This is a genomic window from Streptomyces sp. NBC_00513 (assembly GCF_041431415.1).
GTDB lineage: Bacteria > Actinomycetota > Actinomycetes > Streptomycetales > Streptomycetaceae > Streptomyces.
In genome coordinates this window covers 1,506,792-1,521,587 of sequence record NZ_CP107845.1, presented here as the reverse complement: position 1 = coordinate 1,521,587, position 14,796 = coordinate 1,506,792, and the positions used below count along the sequence as shown (strand labels likewise).

Here is a 14,796-nt window from a genome sequence, read left to right as displayed (position 1 = left end):
GGACAAGACACGCTTGGCACGGAAATGCCCAGGTCAACAAAGTGTTGACGGCCGATAGGGTCGCGTCGGCGCGGCGTTGATCTTGTCCCGGAAGCATGGTGATACGAGTGCAATTGACACCGCACGAGCAGGAGAGACTGCTCATCCACGTGGCGGCGGACGTGGCCGAGAAGCGGAGGGCGCGCGGGGTGCGCCTCAACCACCCCGAGGCCGTGGCCCTCATCACCTCGCACATCCTCGAAGGCGCCCGGGACGGACGGACGGTGGCCGAGCTGATGGCCTCCGGCCGTACCGTGCTGGCGCGCGAGGAGGTCATGGAGGGGATCCCCGAGATGATCCACGACGTGCAGGTCGAGGCGACCTTCCCGGACGGCACCAAGCTCGTCACCGTCCACGACCCGATCGTCTGAGGAGGAGTCCCCGCATGATCCCCGGCGAAATCCGCTTCGGGGACGGTCCGGTGCGCCTCAACGAGGGCCGTCCCGTCACCCGTCTCACCGTGCTCAACGCCGCCGACCGACCCGTTCAGGTCGGCTCGCACTACCACTTCGCCGAGGTCAATCCGGGCCTCGACTTCGACCGCTCCGCCGCCCGCGGGCTCCGCCTCAACATCGCCGCCGGTACCGCGGTCCGCTTCGAGCCGGGCATCCCGGTCGCGGTGGAACTCGTACCGCTGGGCGGACTGCGGACCGTGCCGGGGCTGCGCGGGGAGACCGGGGGACCCCTCGATGGCTGAGCTGTCACGCCAGGTGTACGCCGACCTGTTCGGGCCGACGGCGGGTGACCGGATCCGGCTCGCCGACACCGACCTCTTCGTGGAGATCGAGGAGGACCTGAGCGGCGGACCCGGACGCTCCGGCGACGAGGCCGTGTTCGGCGGCGGCAAGGTCATCCGCGAATCCATGGGCCAGGCGCGCACCACGCGCGCCGAGGGCGCCCCGGACACGGTGATCACCGGCGTCGTCGTCCTCGACCACTGGGGCATCGTCAAGGCCGACCTGGGCATTCGGGACGGCCGGATCTGCGGCATCGGCAAGGCCGGCAACCCCGACACCATGGACGGGGTGGACCCCGCCCTCGTCATCGGCCCCGAGACCGAGATCATCGCGGGCAACGGGAAGATCGTCACGGCCGGCGCCATCGACGCGCACGTCCACTTCATCTCCCCGACGGTCATCGACGAGGCCCTCGCCTCCGGCATCACCACCCTCGTCGGCGGCGGAACCGGACCCGCCGAGGGCTCCAAGGCCACCACCGTCACGCCCGGACCCTGGCACCTGGCGCGGATGTTCGCGGCGCTGGAGGCCTACCCCGTCAACATCGGCCTGCTCGGCAAGGGCAACACCATGTCCCGCGAGGGCATGTACTCCCAACTGCGCGGCGGAGCGCTGGGATTCAAGATCCACGAGGACTGGGGGGCGACCCCCGCCGCCATCGACGCCTGCCTGGGAGTCTGTGAGGAGACCGGCGCCCAGGTGGCCATCCACACCGACACGCTCAACGAGGCCGGGTTCGTCGCGGACACCCTCGCCGCCATCGCCGGCCGCACCATCCACTCGTACCACACCGAGGGCGCGGGCGGCGGGCACGCACCCGACATCATCACCGTGGTGTCTGAGCCGAACATACTGCCCAGCTCCACCAACCCGACCCGGCCGCACACCGTCAACACCGTCGAGGAACACCTCGACATGCTCATGGTCTGCCACCACCTCAACCCGGCGGTACCCGAGGACCTCGCCTTCGCCGAATCGCGGATCAGACCCTCGACCATCGCCGCCGAGGACGTCCTGCACGACCTCGGGGCGATCTCCATCATCTCCTCCGACTCCCAGGCCATGGGCCGCGTCGGCGAGGTGATCATGCGCACCTGGCAGACCGCCCACGTGATGAAGAAACGGCGGGGATTCCTGCCCGGCGACGGACCGGCCGACAACCACCGCGCCCGCCGCTACGTCGCCAAGTACACGATCAACCCGGCCGTGGCCCAGGGCCTCGCCCGCGAGATCGGCTCGGTGGAACCCGGCAAGCTGGCCGACCTGGTGCTGTGGCAGCCGGCCTTCTTCGGCGTCAAGCCCGAACTGGTCATCAAGGGCGGCCAGATCGCCTACGCGCAGATGGGCGACGCCAACGCCTCCATCCCCACCCCCCAGCCGGTGCTGCCCCGCCCCATGTTCGGCCATCTCGGGCGGGCCCCCGCCCTGAACTCCCTGAACTTCACCGCGCAGGCCGCGCTGGACGACGGACTGCCCGAACGGCTCGGACTCGGCAAGCGGTTCACGGCCATCGAGAGCACCCGCAAGGTGACGAAGGCCGACATGCGCAACAACGACGCCATGCCGAGGGTCGAGGTGGACGCCGACACCTTCACCGTCAGCATCGACGGGGAGGTCGTGGAGCCGGCGCCCGCGACGGAACTGCCCATGGCCCAGCGATACTTCCTCTTCTGATGCGCGCCCGCCCGACCGGAGGCCGCACCCGATGAGCCTCGCCGCGCTGCTCGTCCTCGCGGACGGCCGCTTCCCCGCCGGAGGGCACGCCCACTCCGGCGGGGCGGAGGCCGCCTGCAAGGCGGGCCGGATCCACGACGCAGCCACCCTCGCCGACTTCTGCCGCGGCCGGCTGCACACCTCCGGGCTCGTCGCCGCCGGGCTCGCGGCCGCCGCCGCCCTCGGACTCGACCCCGTCGAACTCGACGCCGCCGCCGACGCCCGCACCCCCTCGCCCGCACTGCGCACCGCCGCGCGCAGGCTCGGCAGGCAACTGCTGAGGGCCGCCCGCGCGACCTGGCCGGCCGGCGAACTGGACGCCCTGGCCGCCGCCTTCCCGCGCGGCGCCCACCAGCCCGTGGTCCTCGGCGTCACCGCCCGGGCGGCCGGACTCGGGCCTTCGGACGCCGCGCACGTGGCCGCGTACGAGAGCGTCAGCGGGCCCGCCACCGCGACCGTGCGCCTGCTCGGCCTCGACCCCTTCGAGGCGAGCGCCGTACTGGCCCGACTCGCACCCGAGCTCGACGCCGTGTCCGCGCGGGCCACCGAGGCGGCCCGGCGCGCCCGCGACGAGGGAACGGGAGCACTGCCCGCAGCCTCCTCGCCGCTGCTGGACATCTCGGCCCAGGTCCATGCCGCCTGGCCGGTACGGCTCTTCGCGTCCTGACCAGCCTCCCCACACCCCCAGGAGAACCCGTGCACCTCGACCACGCCGTGACCTACCCCCACCGCCACACCCACGGCGCCGACCCCGTCCGCGGGGACGGCACCCGCCGCGCCCTGCGCCTCGGCCTCGGCGGGCCCGTCGGCTCCGGCAAGACCGCCACCGTCGCCGCGCTGTGCCGGGCGCTGCGCGCGGAGTTGTCCATGGCCGTCGTCACCAACGACATCTACACCCGCGAGGACGCCGAGTTCCTGCTCCGCGAGGCCGTCCTGCCGCCCGAGCGGATCGCCGCCGTCGAGACGGGCGCCTGCCCGCACACCGCCATCCGCGACGACATCTCCGCCAACCTGGAAGCCGTGGAGGAACTGGAGGAGACCGTCGGCCCGCTCGACCTGATCCTCGTCGAGTCCGGGGGCGACAACCTCACCGCCACCTTCTCCCGAGGCCTGGTCGACGCCCAGATCTTCGTCATCGACGTGGCCGGGGGTGACGACATCCCGCGCAAGGGCGGCCCCGGAGTCACCACCGCCGACCTGCTCATCGTCAACAAGACCGACCTCGCCCCCCACGTCGGCTCCGACCTGGAGCGGATGGCCCGGGACGCCGCCGAACAACGAGGTGAACTTCCCGTCGCCTTCCAGTCCCTGCGCGGGCCCGAGGGAGTCGCCCCGGTGGCCGACTGGGTGCGCGAGCGGATCGCCGCCTGGACGGCCGTACGGTGACCGGCGCCCCGGCGGTACCCGCCCTCGGGCTGCGCGCCACCGCCCGGATCGGCGCCGTCCGCGACGGGCGCGGCGGCACCGCGCTGCCCCTGCTCGCCGGGGAGGGACCGCTCGCGCTGCGCCGCGTGCGGGGCGTTGCCGCCGAGGCCGAGGTGATGCTGGTCGGCGCCATGAGCGCCCCGCTCGGCGGCGACCACCTCACCGTCGAGGCGAGCGTCGGGCCGGGCGCCCGGCTGGGGCTCCGCTCGGCGGCGGCCACCCTGGCGCTGCCCGGCCGGGGCGGGGAACCCGCGCGGTACGACGTACGGCTGACCCTCGCGGAGGAGGCGCGGGTGCGGTGGCTGCCCGAGCCGCTCGTGTCCGTGCGCGGCAGTGACCTGCGGGTCACCACCCGCGTCGAACTGGCCTCCACCGCACGGCTGCTGCTGCGCGAGGAGCAGGTGCTCGGCCGCAGCGGGGAGGTCCCGGGCCTGCTGCGCAGCCGGCTGACCGTCGACCGGGCCGGCCGGCCGCTGCTGGATCAGGAGGTGGCCTGCGGCCCGGGAGCACCCGGCGGCTGGGACGGTCCGGCCGGACTCGCGGGCCACCGGGCACTGGGTCAACTGCTGATCGTGGATCCCGGGTTCGAGCGGACGCCGCCCGCCGCCGCCGTGCTCGGCGAGTTCGCGGTGGTGACTCCGTTGCCGGGGCCGGCCGTGTTGGTGACGGCCCTCGCCCCGGACGCGCTCCGGCTGCGGGAACTCCTCGACGCGGCCCGCGTGACGTACGGCTGGTGACGGGAGGGCGGAGCCGGGGCGAACCGGACACCGCTCAGCGGTACACGCCTTTCCGGTTATCGGGTTGGCAAAGAACCGACCCGCGCACTGTTGCCCGGTGCTGGTCAGGCGAAAGGATCCCCCTGCACGCCGACGACCGAAACAGACCGAACCCGGCCGCCCACGGCGGCACATGACGCAGGGGGAACAACCACGTGATACGCACCGCGGCGCTGGGCAGCGCCGCCACACTGATCACCGGAACGCTGGCGGCGAGCCTGCTGCTGGCGCCGTCCGCGACCGCGGCCACCGCCGGCCGCGACGGCGGCGGGCACGCCGAGGCGATCGGCGTCCAGATCGCCGCCGCCCGCGCCGCCCGCACGGGGATCGAGTGGAAGGACTGTCCCGCCGACTGGGGCTTCGAGAAGCCGATCCAGTGCGGCTGGGTCAAGGTCCCGCTCGACTACGCCAAGCCGTTCGGCAAGACCATCGAGCTCGCGGTCGACCGGATCGGCAGCACCGGCACGAAGGAGGAGCGCCAGGGCGCCCTCGTCTACAACCCCGGCGGTCCCGGCGGTTCCGGCATGCGCTTCCCGCGCCGGGTCACCACCAAGAGCCCGCTGTGGGTCAACACCTCCAAGGCGTACGACTTCGTGGGCTTCGACCCCCGCGGCGTCGGCCACTCCGCGCCGATCTCCTGCATCGACCCGCAGGAGTTCGTCAAGGCCCCCAAGGCCGACCCGGTCCCGTCCAACGAGGCCGACAAGCGCGCCCAGCGCAAGCTCGCCGCCGAGTACGCGGACGGCTGCAAGGAGCGCAGCGGCGAGATGCTGCCGCACATGACCACGCCGAACACCGCTCGCGACCTGGACGTCATCCGGGCCGCCCTCGGCGAGAAGAAGCTGAACTACCTCGGCGTCTCCTACGGCACCTACCTCGGCGGGGTCTACGCGACCCTGTTCCCGAACCACGTGCGCCGCATGATCGTCGACAGTGTGGTCGACCCGGCCGTCGACAACATCTGGTACGAGGCCAACCTCGGCCAGGACGTGGCCTTCCAGACCCGGTGGAACGACTGGCAGGACTGGGTCGCCAAGAACGACTCCGTCTTCCACATCGGCAACACCCGGGCCAAGGTCGAGGCGAAGTACCAGGAGCTGCGCGCCGCCGCCAAGGCGAACCCGATCGGCGGGGTCGTCGGCCCGGCCGAGCTCATCGGCTTCTTCCAGGGCGCCCCGTACTACGACTCCTCCTGGGTGCCCGTCGCCCAGACCTGGAGCAAGTACATCGCCGGTGACACCCAGGCGCTGGTCGACGCCATCGCCCCGGACATGTCCGACCTCGCCGGCAACGCGGCCTCCGAGAACAGCAACGCCGTCTACACCGCGGTCGAGTGCGCCGACGCCAAGTGGCCGACCAGCTGGGCCAAGTGGGACCGGGACAACACCAAGCTCCACAAGAAGTACCCCTTCCTGACCTGGTCCAACGCGTGGATGAACCTCCCCTGCGCGACCTGGAAGTCCAAGCAGAGCAACCCGATCGAGGTCGGCGCGAGCGCCAAGCGCGGTCTGCCGCCGGTCCTGATCGTCCAGTCCGAGCGTGACGCGGCCACCCCGTACGAGGGTGCGGTCTCCCTGCACCGCAAGCTCGGCGGCTCGCGCCTGATCACCGAGCAGAACGCGGGCTCGCACGGTGTCACCAGCCTGGTGAACCCCTGCATCAACACCCGCGTGGACACCTACCTGCTCACCGGCAAGGTCGACGCCAAGGACGTGAAGTGCGGACCGCACGCCACGCCCGTCGCCCCGGCCCCGGCCGCCGCGAAGTCCCTCGCCAAGACCCCGGGTGCGGACTTCCCGGCGCGTGAGGAGCTCCCCGCCGTCCGCTAGTCGCGGCCGGTGAGGGAGGTTCCACGATCAGATCACGGAGAAGGCCTGGCGCGTCCTGCGCGCCGGGCCTTCTTCCGTGCTTCCTCCTCCTCGGCCTTCACCTCGCCGGCGTACCGGTCGACGTACTCCTGGCCGGAGAGGCCCAGCACCGCGTACATGATCTCGTCGGTGACGGCCCGCAGCACGGCCCGCTCGGACTCCATTCCGGCGTACCGCGAGAACTCCATCGGCTCGCCGAAGCGGATCGTGACGCGCCGGATCTTCGGGATCCGCTGCCCGGGCGGCTGGATCTCGAAGGTGCCGACCATCGCGCAGGGCACCACCGGCACCCCGGCACCCAGTGCCATCGCGGCCACTCCGACCTTGCCCTTGTACAGCCGTCCGTCGTGCGAGCGGGTGCCCTCCGGGTAGATGCCGAGCAGCTCGCCCTTGGCCAGCACTCCGAGGCCCTCGCGCAGGGCCGCCTGTCCGGCGTCCTTGCCGGAGCGGTCCACCGGGATCTGTCCGGCGCTGCGGAAGAAGGCGGCGGTCAGCCGGCCCTTGACCCCGGGGCCCGTGAAGTACTCGGCCTTGGCGAGGAAGGTGATGCGCCGCTTGAGGATCGCGGGCATCAGGAAGTGGTCCGAGAAGGAGAGGTGGTTGCCCGCGATGATCGCGGCGCCCTCCGCGGGGATGTTCTCCAGCCCCTCGATCCGCGGTCTGAACAGCAGCCTCAGCAGCGGACCGAGGAACACGTGCTTGAGCAAGTGGTAGAACACCAGGCAGCTCCCGTCGATGCCCCGTTGTCACCGCCATGGTACGGACAGTCAGCCCTGAGGCAGAGGGGGCGGGAGGGGGGAGCTTCGACGGGGGCGTCGGCCAACGCACCGGCGCGGCGCCGGACGGGCACGCCGCGGGAGGCGCGCGGCGGGGCTCAGGCGCTGCGGGAGGCGGCCATGGCGACGGTCAGCAGCCCCAGCACCACCCAGGCGAACCACAGCCAGCCGTTGCTGCCGATGGTGGCGGAGTAGGCGCCGATCGCCACCAGGGCGGCGAAGGTCATGACGGCCATCGTCTTCACGGATCCGGTCATGCCCCATGGTGGCGCCAGAAGTCGTGATCGCGCTACCGGCCACGCGCTTGGAGCGAGGCGAGATACGAGTTGTACGCCTCCAGCTCCTGGTCACCGTTGCGGTCCTCCGCCCGGTCGGACCGCTTCGCGGCCCGCTGCTCGGAGTGGTACCACTGATAGACCAGTGCGATCAGCACGAGCACGGACGGGATCTCGCTGAAGGCCCAGGCGATGCCGCCGCCCCACTGCTGGTCGAGCAGCGCGTCGATGCCGAGGGAGGCCGGCGGGTCCGCGTACGTCTTGATCATCGGCTCGCTCGCCATCATCAGGGCGATGCCGAAGAAGGCGTGGAAGGGCATGCCGGAGAAGAGCTCCAACATGCGCATCACGTAGCCGGGGCGGTGCGGGCCCGGGTCCACGCCCATGATCGGCCAGAAGAAGATCACGCCGACGGCGAGGAAGTGCACCATCATCGCGATGTGCCCGGTCCTGGACTCCATCAGGAAGTCGAAGAGCGGCGTGAAGTACAGCCCGTAGAGGCTGGCGATGAACATCGGGATGGTGAAGGCGGGGTGCGTGATCACCTTCATGTAGCGGCTGTGCAGGAGCATCAGCAGCAGCTCGCGCGGACCCTTGGTGCCGCGCGGGGCCGGCGGCAGCGCGCGCAGCGCCAGCGTCATGGGGGCGCCCAGCAGCAGCAGGATCGGGGTGATCATGCTGATCACCATGTGCTGGACCATGTGCACGCTGAACATGACCATGCCGTAGTCGTTGAGCTTGGTGCACATCACCAGGATCACGGTCAGCACGCCGACGGTGAAGGCGATCGTGCGGCCCAACGGCCAGTCGTCCCCGCGCCGCCGCAGTCGCAGCACCCCCCACCCGTACAGGGCGAGCCCCAACAGCGAGCCGAACAGGAAGAAGGCGTCGAAGGAGAACTCCAGACCCCGTCCGAGAGTGAAGGGCGGCAGGTCCATGTTCATGTCCATGCCGTGCCCGCTGTGATCCATCTGTTCACTCCCTCGACCCGTGATGCCCCACCACAGTAGTGCCGCCCCCGAACGCCGAAGCGTCCGGGGGCGGTGTCGTGTCAGAAGGGGGGAAACATCACAGAACGGTCTCCGCCTCTTCATAGCGCTCGGCCGGGACCGTCTTGAGGGTCTGCACGGCGTCCGCGAGCGGCACCATCACGATGTCGGTGCCGCGCAGCGCGGTCAGCATGCCGAACTCGCCCCGGTGCGCGGCCTCCACCGCGTGCCAACCGAAGCGGGTGGCGAGGACCCGGTCGTACGCGGTGGGCGTGCCGCCGCGCTGGACGTGGCCCAGGATCACCGGTCGGGCCTCCTTGCCGAGGCGCTCCTCCAACTCCACGGCCAGCCGGTTGCCGATCCCGGCGAACCGCTCGTGGCCGTAGATGTCGGTGCCACCGGCCTCGACGGCCATCGAGCCGCCCTCTACGGGCTTCGCGCCCTCGGCGACCACGACGATCGCGAACCGCTTGCCGGCGGAGAACCGCTCGCCGACGATCGCGGTCAGCTCGTCGATGTCGAAGGGGCGCTCCGGGACGACGATCGCGTGGGCGCCGGCCGCCATGCCCGAGTGCAGGGCGATCCATCCGGTGTGCCGGCCCATGACCTCGACGACCATCACGCGCTGGTGGGACTCGGCGGTGGTCTTCAGTCGGTCCAGGGCCTCGGTGGCCACGCCGACGGCGGTGTCGAAGCCGAAGGTGACGTCGGTCGACGCGATGTCGTTGTCGATGGTCTTCGGGACGCCGACGATCGGCAGGCCGCCCTGCGACAGCAGGTTCGCGGCCTTCAGGGTGCCCTCGCCGCCGATCGGGATGACGGCGTCCAGGCCGAGGTCCGCGAGGTGACCGCGCGCCCGCTCCACGCCGTCGCGCAGGTGCGCGGGCTGGACCCGGGAGGAGCCGAGGATCGTGCCGCCGCGCGCCAGGATGCCGCTCACGGCGTCGAGGTCGAGCTTGCGGTAGTCGCACTCCAGGAGGCCGCGCCAGCCGTCGAGGAAGCCGATCACCTCGTCGCCGTGGTCGACGACGGCGCGGTGCACGACGGAGCGGATGACGGCATTGAGGCCGGGGCAGTCGCCTCCGGAAGTGAGCACACCAATGCGCATGGCAGGAAGAACCTTTGCAACGTGGGCCGACGACCGGACCACGTCGTCCGGTTGGAACTACCTGTCACCCTACAAGCGGATCCCCGATGGACTGAACCATCCTCCACATGCTGGGCGGACCCGCGGTACGAACGCACGTCGGCCCGGACCCCCTGGGGAATCCGGGCCGTACGGGACGTGGCGCGCGGGTTACGCGGGCTGCGTGGCCGCCGCGATGCGCTCGTTGCGCAGCGCCTCGTACCAGCGGTCGTCTATGGCCGGCAGCGCGTTCACGTCGAGGGCCAGCTTGAGCAGCAGGTCCGCGATCAGCGGGTTGCGGGCCATCACCGGACCGTGCATGTACGTGCCGAAGACGGTGTCGTTGTACGCGCCCTCCGTGCCGTCCCCGGAGCCGTTGCCGCGACCCAGCCGGGTGCGGGCGAAGGGCTTGGCGGAGGGGCCGAGGTGGGTGACGCCCTGGTGGTTCTCGAAGCCCGTCAGCGGTGGCAGACCCAGCCGCGGGTCGATGTCCGCGAGGACGTCGCCGACGCACCGCTCGCCCTCGCCGCGCACGGTGACCACGTCCAGCAGACCGAGGCCCTGCTGGCGCTCGCCCATGTCGTTGACGAACTCGGTGCCGAGGATCTGGTACCCGGCGCAGACCGAGAAGACGATCGCCCCGTTCGAGACGGCGCGCTCCAGACCGCCGTCGCGCACCAGGCGCTCCGCGGCCAGTCGCTGCGGGCGGTCCTCACCGCCGCCGATCAGGTAGATGTCGCCCGAGGTGGGGATGGGCTGGTCGCTGCGCACGTCCACGCGCTGCACGTCCAGGCCGCGCTGGCGCGCCCGGCGCTCCACCACGAGGGCGTTGCCCTGGTCTCCGTACGTGCTGAGCAGGTCGGGGTAGACCCAGACCAGACGCAGGCTGTTGTCGCTCATGCTCTTGTCCTCTGTGGGTACTAGTTGCCGACGCGGCGGCGCACGTCCTGGAAGGCGGTGTAGTTGGCGATCAGCTCGATCTGTCCGGGCGGAGCCAACTGGACGGCCTCGTCGAGGGTCTCGCAGACACGGAAGTCCAGGCCCGCGACCTCCAGGCGGACCGCGAGGTCCAGCTTGCGGTCGCCGATCACGAAGATCGGGTGACCGGCCAGCCGGGGGTAGTCGACGTCCCACAGCCAGGAGGTGTCGGTGCCGTCGGCGCCGCGCGCGTTCACCGACAGGATCACCGGGGTGGGCGGCGGGTCGATCAGCGAGAACGTCTCCAGCCAGCCCGCCGGGTTCTTGGCGAGCAGCAGCCGCAGCTCGCGTCCCATGAAGTTGACCACGTCGTAGCGGCCGGCCACGGCCTGCACCTGGTACATCCGCTCCAGCGCGACCTGCGGCGGGACGCCGAACACGGCGGCCACGGCGGCCGAGGTGGCGGCGTTCGCCTTGTTGGCGCGGCCGGGCAGCTGGAGGTGGATCGGCCAGGCGCTGCCGTGCGGGTCGAGCACGTGGTCACCGGAGAGCACCCAGCTCGGGGTGGGACGCCGGAAACCGCACTCGCCGCAGAACCAGTCGTCGCCAGGGCGCTGCATGACGCCACCGCAGGAGGGGCACGACCAGGCGTCGTCCTTCCACTCCTGGCCGGCGGCCACCCACACGACGTTCTGCGAGGACGAGGCCGACCACACGATCAGCGGGTCGTCGCAGTTCGCCACGATGACGGCCTTGGAGCCCGAGAGCCCCTCGCGCCACTTCTCCGCGAGCATGCGGGTCTCGGCGGCGCGGTCCAGCTGGTCGCGGGAGAGGTTCAGCAGGGCGATCACCTTGGGCGTGACGTCCCGGGCCACTCCGGCCAGGTACTTCTCGTCGACCTCGATGACGCCGTACTTGGCGTCCGAGCCGCCGGCGAGCGCCGAGGTGATGCCGGCCGGCATGTTCGCGCCGAGCGCGTTCGAGACGACCGGACCGCTGGCCCGCAGGGCCTCCGCGATCAGTCGGGTCGTCGTGGTCTTGCCGTTCGTCGCGGAGACGAGGACGACATCGAGATGCTGCGCCAGCGCGCCGAGGAGATCGGGGTCGAGCCTGAGTGCGACCTTGCCACCGATCACCGATCCGCTTCCGCGTCCCGCGGCCCGCGACACCGCCGCCGCGGCCTTGCCCGCCGTCACGGCCAGCTTGGCCCGCGGCGAAAGCGGCTCCGTGTTGCCTGCCATCGTCCCTTGTCCTCCTTGCGTCGGTCGGCCCCAGCCTATCCAGTACCTGCCGGAGCCTTGACCGCGGCGCCCCCGGGACGTCGCGGATCTCCTCATATGTTCGCCCGTCGTACCCTTACCGCCATGCGACAGCGCCCCATTCCCGGCACCACCGGACACGTCCGCCCCATGAGCCTGCTGGGCGATCCGGTGCTCCACTCGGCCTGCGCGGAGGTCACCGAATTCGGGCCGCCGCTCCACCGGCTGATCGAGGACATGTTCGCGACGATGTACGCCGCCGAGGGCGTCGGCCTGGCCGCCAACCAGATCGGCGTGGGCCGGCGGGTGTTCGTGTACGACTGCCCCGACGACGAGGACGTCCGCCACGTCGGGCACATCGTCAACCCGCGGCTGGTCACGGCCGACGGGGACGGGTTCCGCGGCCCCGAGGGCTGCCTCTCGCTGCCCGGCCTGGAGGCCGGCACGGTCCGCTTCGACCGCGCGGTCGTCGAGGGGTTCACCTCCGACGGCGCGCCCCTTCGGGTCGAGGGGACCGGGTTCTTCGCGCGCTGCCTCCAGCACGAGTGCGACCACCTCGACGGCACGGTCTACGCGGCCCGGGTCACCGGGTGGCGCCGAACCAGGCTGCTGCGGGCGATCCGCCGTACGCCGTGGGGCGCGCGGGGAATCGCCCGGCTGGGCGAGCGGAGCCGACCCGCGGACGCGGGCGAGGGCCGGGGGTAGGTCCGGGTCGGTCCGGTCGGCGGCCCGCCCGGCCGGTCAGAAGCCGGGGCCGTCCGCCCGGTTGCCGGCGGTCGCCAGCCGGCCCCACAGGAGGTCGGTGAGGGCCGTGACCAACTCCGCCCGCTCGCAGGGGCGTTCGCCGAGCCACCAGTCCCCGGCGGCGTGCATCATGCCGACGATGCCGTGGCCCCAGACCCGGGCGAGGCGCTCGCCGCCGGGGCCGAGGTCGACGCGTTCGCCGATGACCTGGGCCAGTTCCTCGCCCAGCCGGCGCAGCAGGGGGGCCGAGTGGAGGCCGACGTCGAAGCCGCGCTCGGCGGTGTGCGAGTCCTCGGCGGGGTGCATCAGGAAGCGGTACACCTGAGGGCGGGCCTCGATCGCGACGAGGTAGGTGTCCAGGGTGGCCTCGACCCGGCGGCGGCGCTCGGCCGGGGCGTCGAGCGCGGCCCGCAGTGAGTCGAGCAGCGCGTCGGTGTGCCGGACGGCGAGGGCCTGGTAGAGCCCCGCCTTGTCGCCGAAGTGCCGGTACAGGATGGGCTTGGTGATGCCCGCCTCGGCCGCGATGGCGTTCATGGAGGCCTTCGGGCCGTCCCTGAGCACGACCCGGTCGGCGGCTTCGAGCAACTCCCGGCGCCGGCGTTCGGCCGCTCCCGGTTCGCCGGCCTGCTGAGTGGTCTCCATGACGTGTTTCTCTCCCCGCCCTTGCGATGTGCGTGACGCCCACGCAACGTAACACCCCACACGCCCCGTCGATCGACTCGACGGCCGCCCTCCGGGCCGAACGGGCCCCGCTTGACACTGCTTACCCGTCGGTAACAGACTGTGGCCCTCGATGTGGTTACCGCTGGTAACCACCCGGGGTGGGCAACCGTACGTGCATGAGACAGCTGGAGGGGACATGGCGGAGTTCACCATGGAGCTCAACGACGACCAGAAGCAGGTCCGGGACTGGATCCACGGCTTCGCCGCCGACGTGATCCGGCCCGCCGCCGCGGAATGGGACGAGCGCGAAGAGACTCCGTGGCCCGTCATCCAGGAGGCCGCCAAGCTCGGCATCTACTCCGTCGACTTCTACGCGCAGCAGTTCTTCGACCCCACCGGCCTCGGCATCCCGATGGCCATGGAAGAGCTCTTCTGGGGTGACGCGGGCATCGCGCTGTCCATCGTCGGCACCGGCCTCGCCGCCATCGGCGTCGTCGCCAACGGCACCGAGGAGCAGATCGGCACCTGGATCCCGCAGATGTACGGCGACCAGAACGACGTGAAGGTCGCGGCCTTCTGCTCCTCCGAACCGGACGCGGGATCGGACGTCGGGGCGATGCGCACCCGCGCGGTCTACGACGACGCCAAGGACGAGTGGGTGCTCAACGGCACCAAGACCTGGGCGACCAACGGCGGCATCGCCAACGTCCACATCGTCGTCGCCGTGGTCGACCCCGAGCTCGGCACCAAGGGGCACGCCTCCTTCATCGTGCCGCCGAACACCCCCGGCCTGTCACAGGGCCAGAAGTTCAAGAAGCACGGCATCCGCGCCTCGCACACCGCCGAGGTGGTGTTGGAGGACTGCCGCGTCCCGGGATCCTGCCTCCTCGGCGGCAAGGAGAAGCTCGACGAGCGGCTCGCCCGTGCCCGCGAGCGGGCCAGGGCCGGCGGCGGCGAGCGCGTGAAGAACGCCGCCATGGCCACCTTCGAGGCCTCCCGCCCGGCGGTGGGCGCGATGGCCGTGGGCACGGCCCGCGCGGCCTACGAAGTGGCCCTGGACTACGCCAAGACCCGGACCCAGTTCGGTCGGCCGATCATCGACAACCAGGGCGTTGCCTTCCAACTCGCCGACATGCGGACGCAGATCGACGCGGCCCGGCTGATGGTGTGGCGGGCCTCCTGGATGGCGACAGCGGGCAAGCCCTTCACCGCCGCGGAGGGGTCCATGTCGAAGCTGTTCGCGAGCGAGGTCGCCAAGAAGGTCACCGCCCAGGCGGTCCAGATCCTCGGCGGCAACGGGTTCACCCGCGAATACCCGGTGGAGCGCATGCACCGGGACAGCGCGATCTACACGATTTTCGAGGGCACGAGCGAGATCCAGCGCCTGGTGATCGCCCGCACGATCTCGGGGATGCCGATCCGCTAGGTCGGCTCTCTCGTCCCAGCCGCCTCCCGTCACCGGGAACGACCGTGCCCCGGCGGGCCCAT

16 protein-coding genes are annotated in these 14,796 nt (G+C 71.5%); 9 read left to right on the top strand and 7 right to left on the bottom strand.

The annotated features are described in order from the left end of the window. Window positions 1–107 precede the first annotated feature (107 nt). The 7 genes from OHA84_RS07195 (at window position 108) to OHA84_RS07165 (ending at window position 6,519) form a co-directional block, all read left to right on the top strand. Window positions 108–410, top strand: coding sequence for an urease subunit gamma (locus tag OHA84_RS07195; RefSeq protein ID WP_053683293.1), 303 nt, complete (start codon window positions 108–110; stop codon window positions 408–410). A 14-nt stretch (window positions 411–424) separates the two neighbouring features. Further along, window positions 425–736, top strand: coding sequence for an urease subunit beta (locus OHA84_RS07190; RefSeq protein ID WP_266951686.1), 312 nt, complete (start codon window positions 425–427; stop codon window positions 734–736). After that, complete coding sequence (locus OHA84_RS07185) at window positions 729–2,450, top strand: urease subunit alpha (RefSeq protein ID WP_266972566.1); 1,722 nt, start codon at window positions 729–731, stop codon at window positions 2,448–2,450. Before OHA84_RS07190 ends, OHA84_RS07185 begins: the two co-directional genes overlap by 8 nt. A gap of 31 nt (window positions 2,451–2,481) precedes the next feature. Further along, a complete protein-coding gene (locus tag OHA84_RS07180) occupies window positions 2,482–3,156 on the top strand; it encodes an urease accessory protein UreF (RefSeq protein WP_053683299.1) in 675 nt (224 codons plus the stop codon). Window positions 3,157–3,185: 29 nt separating this feature from the next. Next, window positions 3,186–3,875, top strand: coding sequence for an urease accessory protein UreG (ureG, locus tag OHA84_RS07175; protein ID WP_053683302.1), 690 nt, complete (start codon window positions 3,186–3,188; stop codon window positions 3,873–3,875). Next, complete coding sequence (locus OHA84_RS07170; RefSeq protein ID WP_053683304.1) at window positions 3,872–4,651, top strand: urease accessory protein UreD; 780 nt, start codon at window positions 3,872–3,874, stop codon at window positions 4,649–4,651. Before ureG ends, OHA84_RS07170 begins: the two co-directional genes overlap by 4 nt. A gap of 194 nt (window positions 4,652–4,845) precedes the next feature. Continuing rightward, window positions 4,846–6,519 (top strand): alpha/beta hydrolase, encoded by a 1,674-nt coding sequence (locus OHA84_RS07165; RefSeq protein WP_078999585.1) that lies wholly within the window; start codon window positions 4,846–4,848, stop codon window positions 6,517–6,519. Window positions 6,520–6,551: 32 nt separating this feature from the next. Here the strand turns inward: OHA84_RS07165 and OHA84_RS07160 are convergent, their stop codons facing one another. From OHA84_RS07160 to OHA84_RS07135, 6 genes are all read right to left on the bottom strand, one after another. Continuing rightward, complete coding sequence (locus tag OHA84_RS07160) at window positions 6,552–7,277, bottom strand: 1-acyl-sn-glycerol-3-phosphate acyltransferase (protein WP_053683306.1); 726 nt, start codon at window positions 7,275–7,277, stop codon at window positions 6,552–6,554. A gap of 155 nt (window positions 7,278–7,432) precedes the next feature. After that, a complete protein-coding gene (locus OHA84_RS07155; protein ID WP_199826668.1) occupies window positions 7,433–7,591 on the bottom strand; it encodes a hypothetical protein in 159 nt (52 codons plus the stop codon). A 32-nt stretch (window positions 7,592–7,623) separates the two neighbouring features. Beyond that, window positions 7,624–8,580: a cytochrome c oxidase assembly protein gene (locus tag OHA84_RS07150; RefSeq protein WP_053683308.1), complete on the bottom strand. Its 957-nt coding sequence runs from the start codon at window positions 8,578–8,580 to the stop codon at window positions 7,624–7,626. 97 nt (window positions 8,581–8,677) lie between these two features. Then, window positions 8,678–9,706, bottom strand: coding sequence for a 6-phosphofructokinase (locus OHA84_RS07145; RefSeq protein ID WP_053683310.1), 1,029 nt, complete (start codon window positions 9,704–9,706; stop codon window positions 8,678–8,680). Window positions 9,707–9,895: 189 nt separating this feature from the next. Continuing rightward, window positions 9,896–10,624 (bottom strand): type 1 glutamine amidotransferase, encoded by a 729-nt coding sequence (locus OHA84_RS07140; RefSeq protein WP_053683312.1) that lies wholly within the window; start codon window positions 10,622–10,624, stop codon window positions 9,896–9,898. A gap of 20 nt (window positions 10,625–10,644) precedes the next feature. Continuing rightward, a complete protein-coding gene (locus tag OHA84_RS07135) occupies window positions 10,645–11,883 on the bottom strand; it encodes a MurT ligase domain-containing protein (RefSeq protein WP_053683314.1) in 1,239 nt (412 codons plus the stop codon). 123 nt (window positions 11,884–12,006) lie between these two features. Here OHA84_RS07135 and def point away from each other — a divergent pair, with 123 nt between their 5' ends. Next, window positions 12,007–12,606 (top strand): peptide deformylase, encoded by a 600-nt coding sequence (gene def / locus OHA84_RS07130; protein ID WP_053683433.1) that lies wholly within the window; start codon window positions 12,007–12,009, stop codon window positions 12,604–12,606. Between the two features lie 36 nt (window positions 12,607–12,642). Here the strand turns inward: def and OHA84_RS07125 are convergent, their stop codons facing one another. Next, the gene (locus OHA84_RS07125; protein WP_053683316.1) at window positions 12,643–13,287 is read right to left on the bottom strand and encodes a TetR family transcriptional regulator; all 645 of its coding nucleotides are present in this window, start codon (window positions 13,285–13,287) and stop codon (window positions 12,643–12,645) included. Window positions 13,288–13,504: 217 nt separating this feature from the next. Here OHA84_RS07125 and OHA84_RS07120 point away from each other — a divergent pair, with 217 nt between their 5' ends. Continuing rightward, window positions 13,505–14,734: an acyl-CoA dehydrogenase family protein gene (locus tag OHA84_RS07120; RefSeq protein WP_266972573.1), complete on the top strand. Its 1,230-nt coding sequence runs from the start codon at window positions 13,505–13,507 to the stop codon at window positions 14,732–14,734. The last annotated feature ends 62 nt before the right edge of the window (window positions 14,735–14,796 follow it).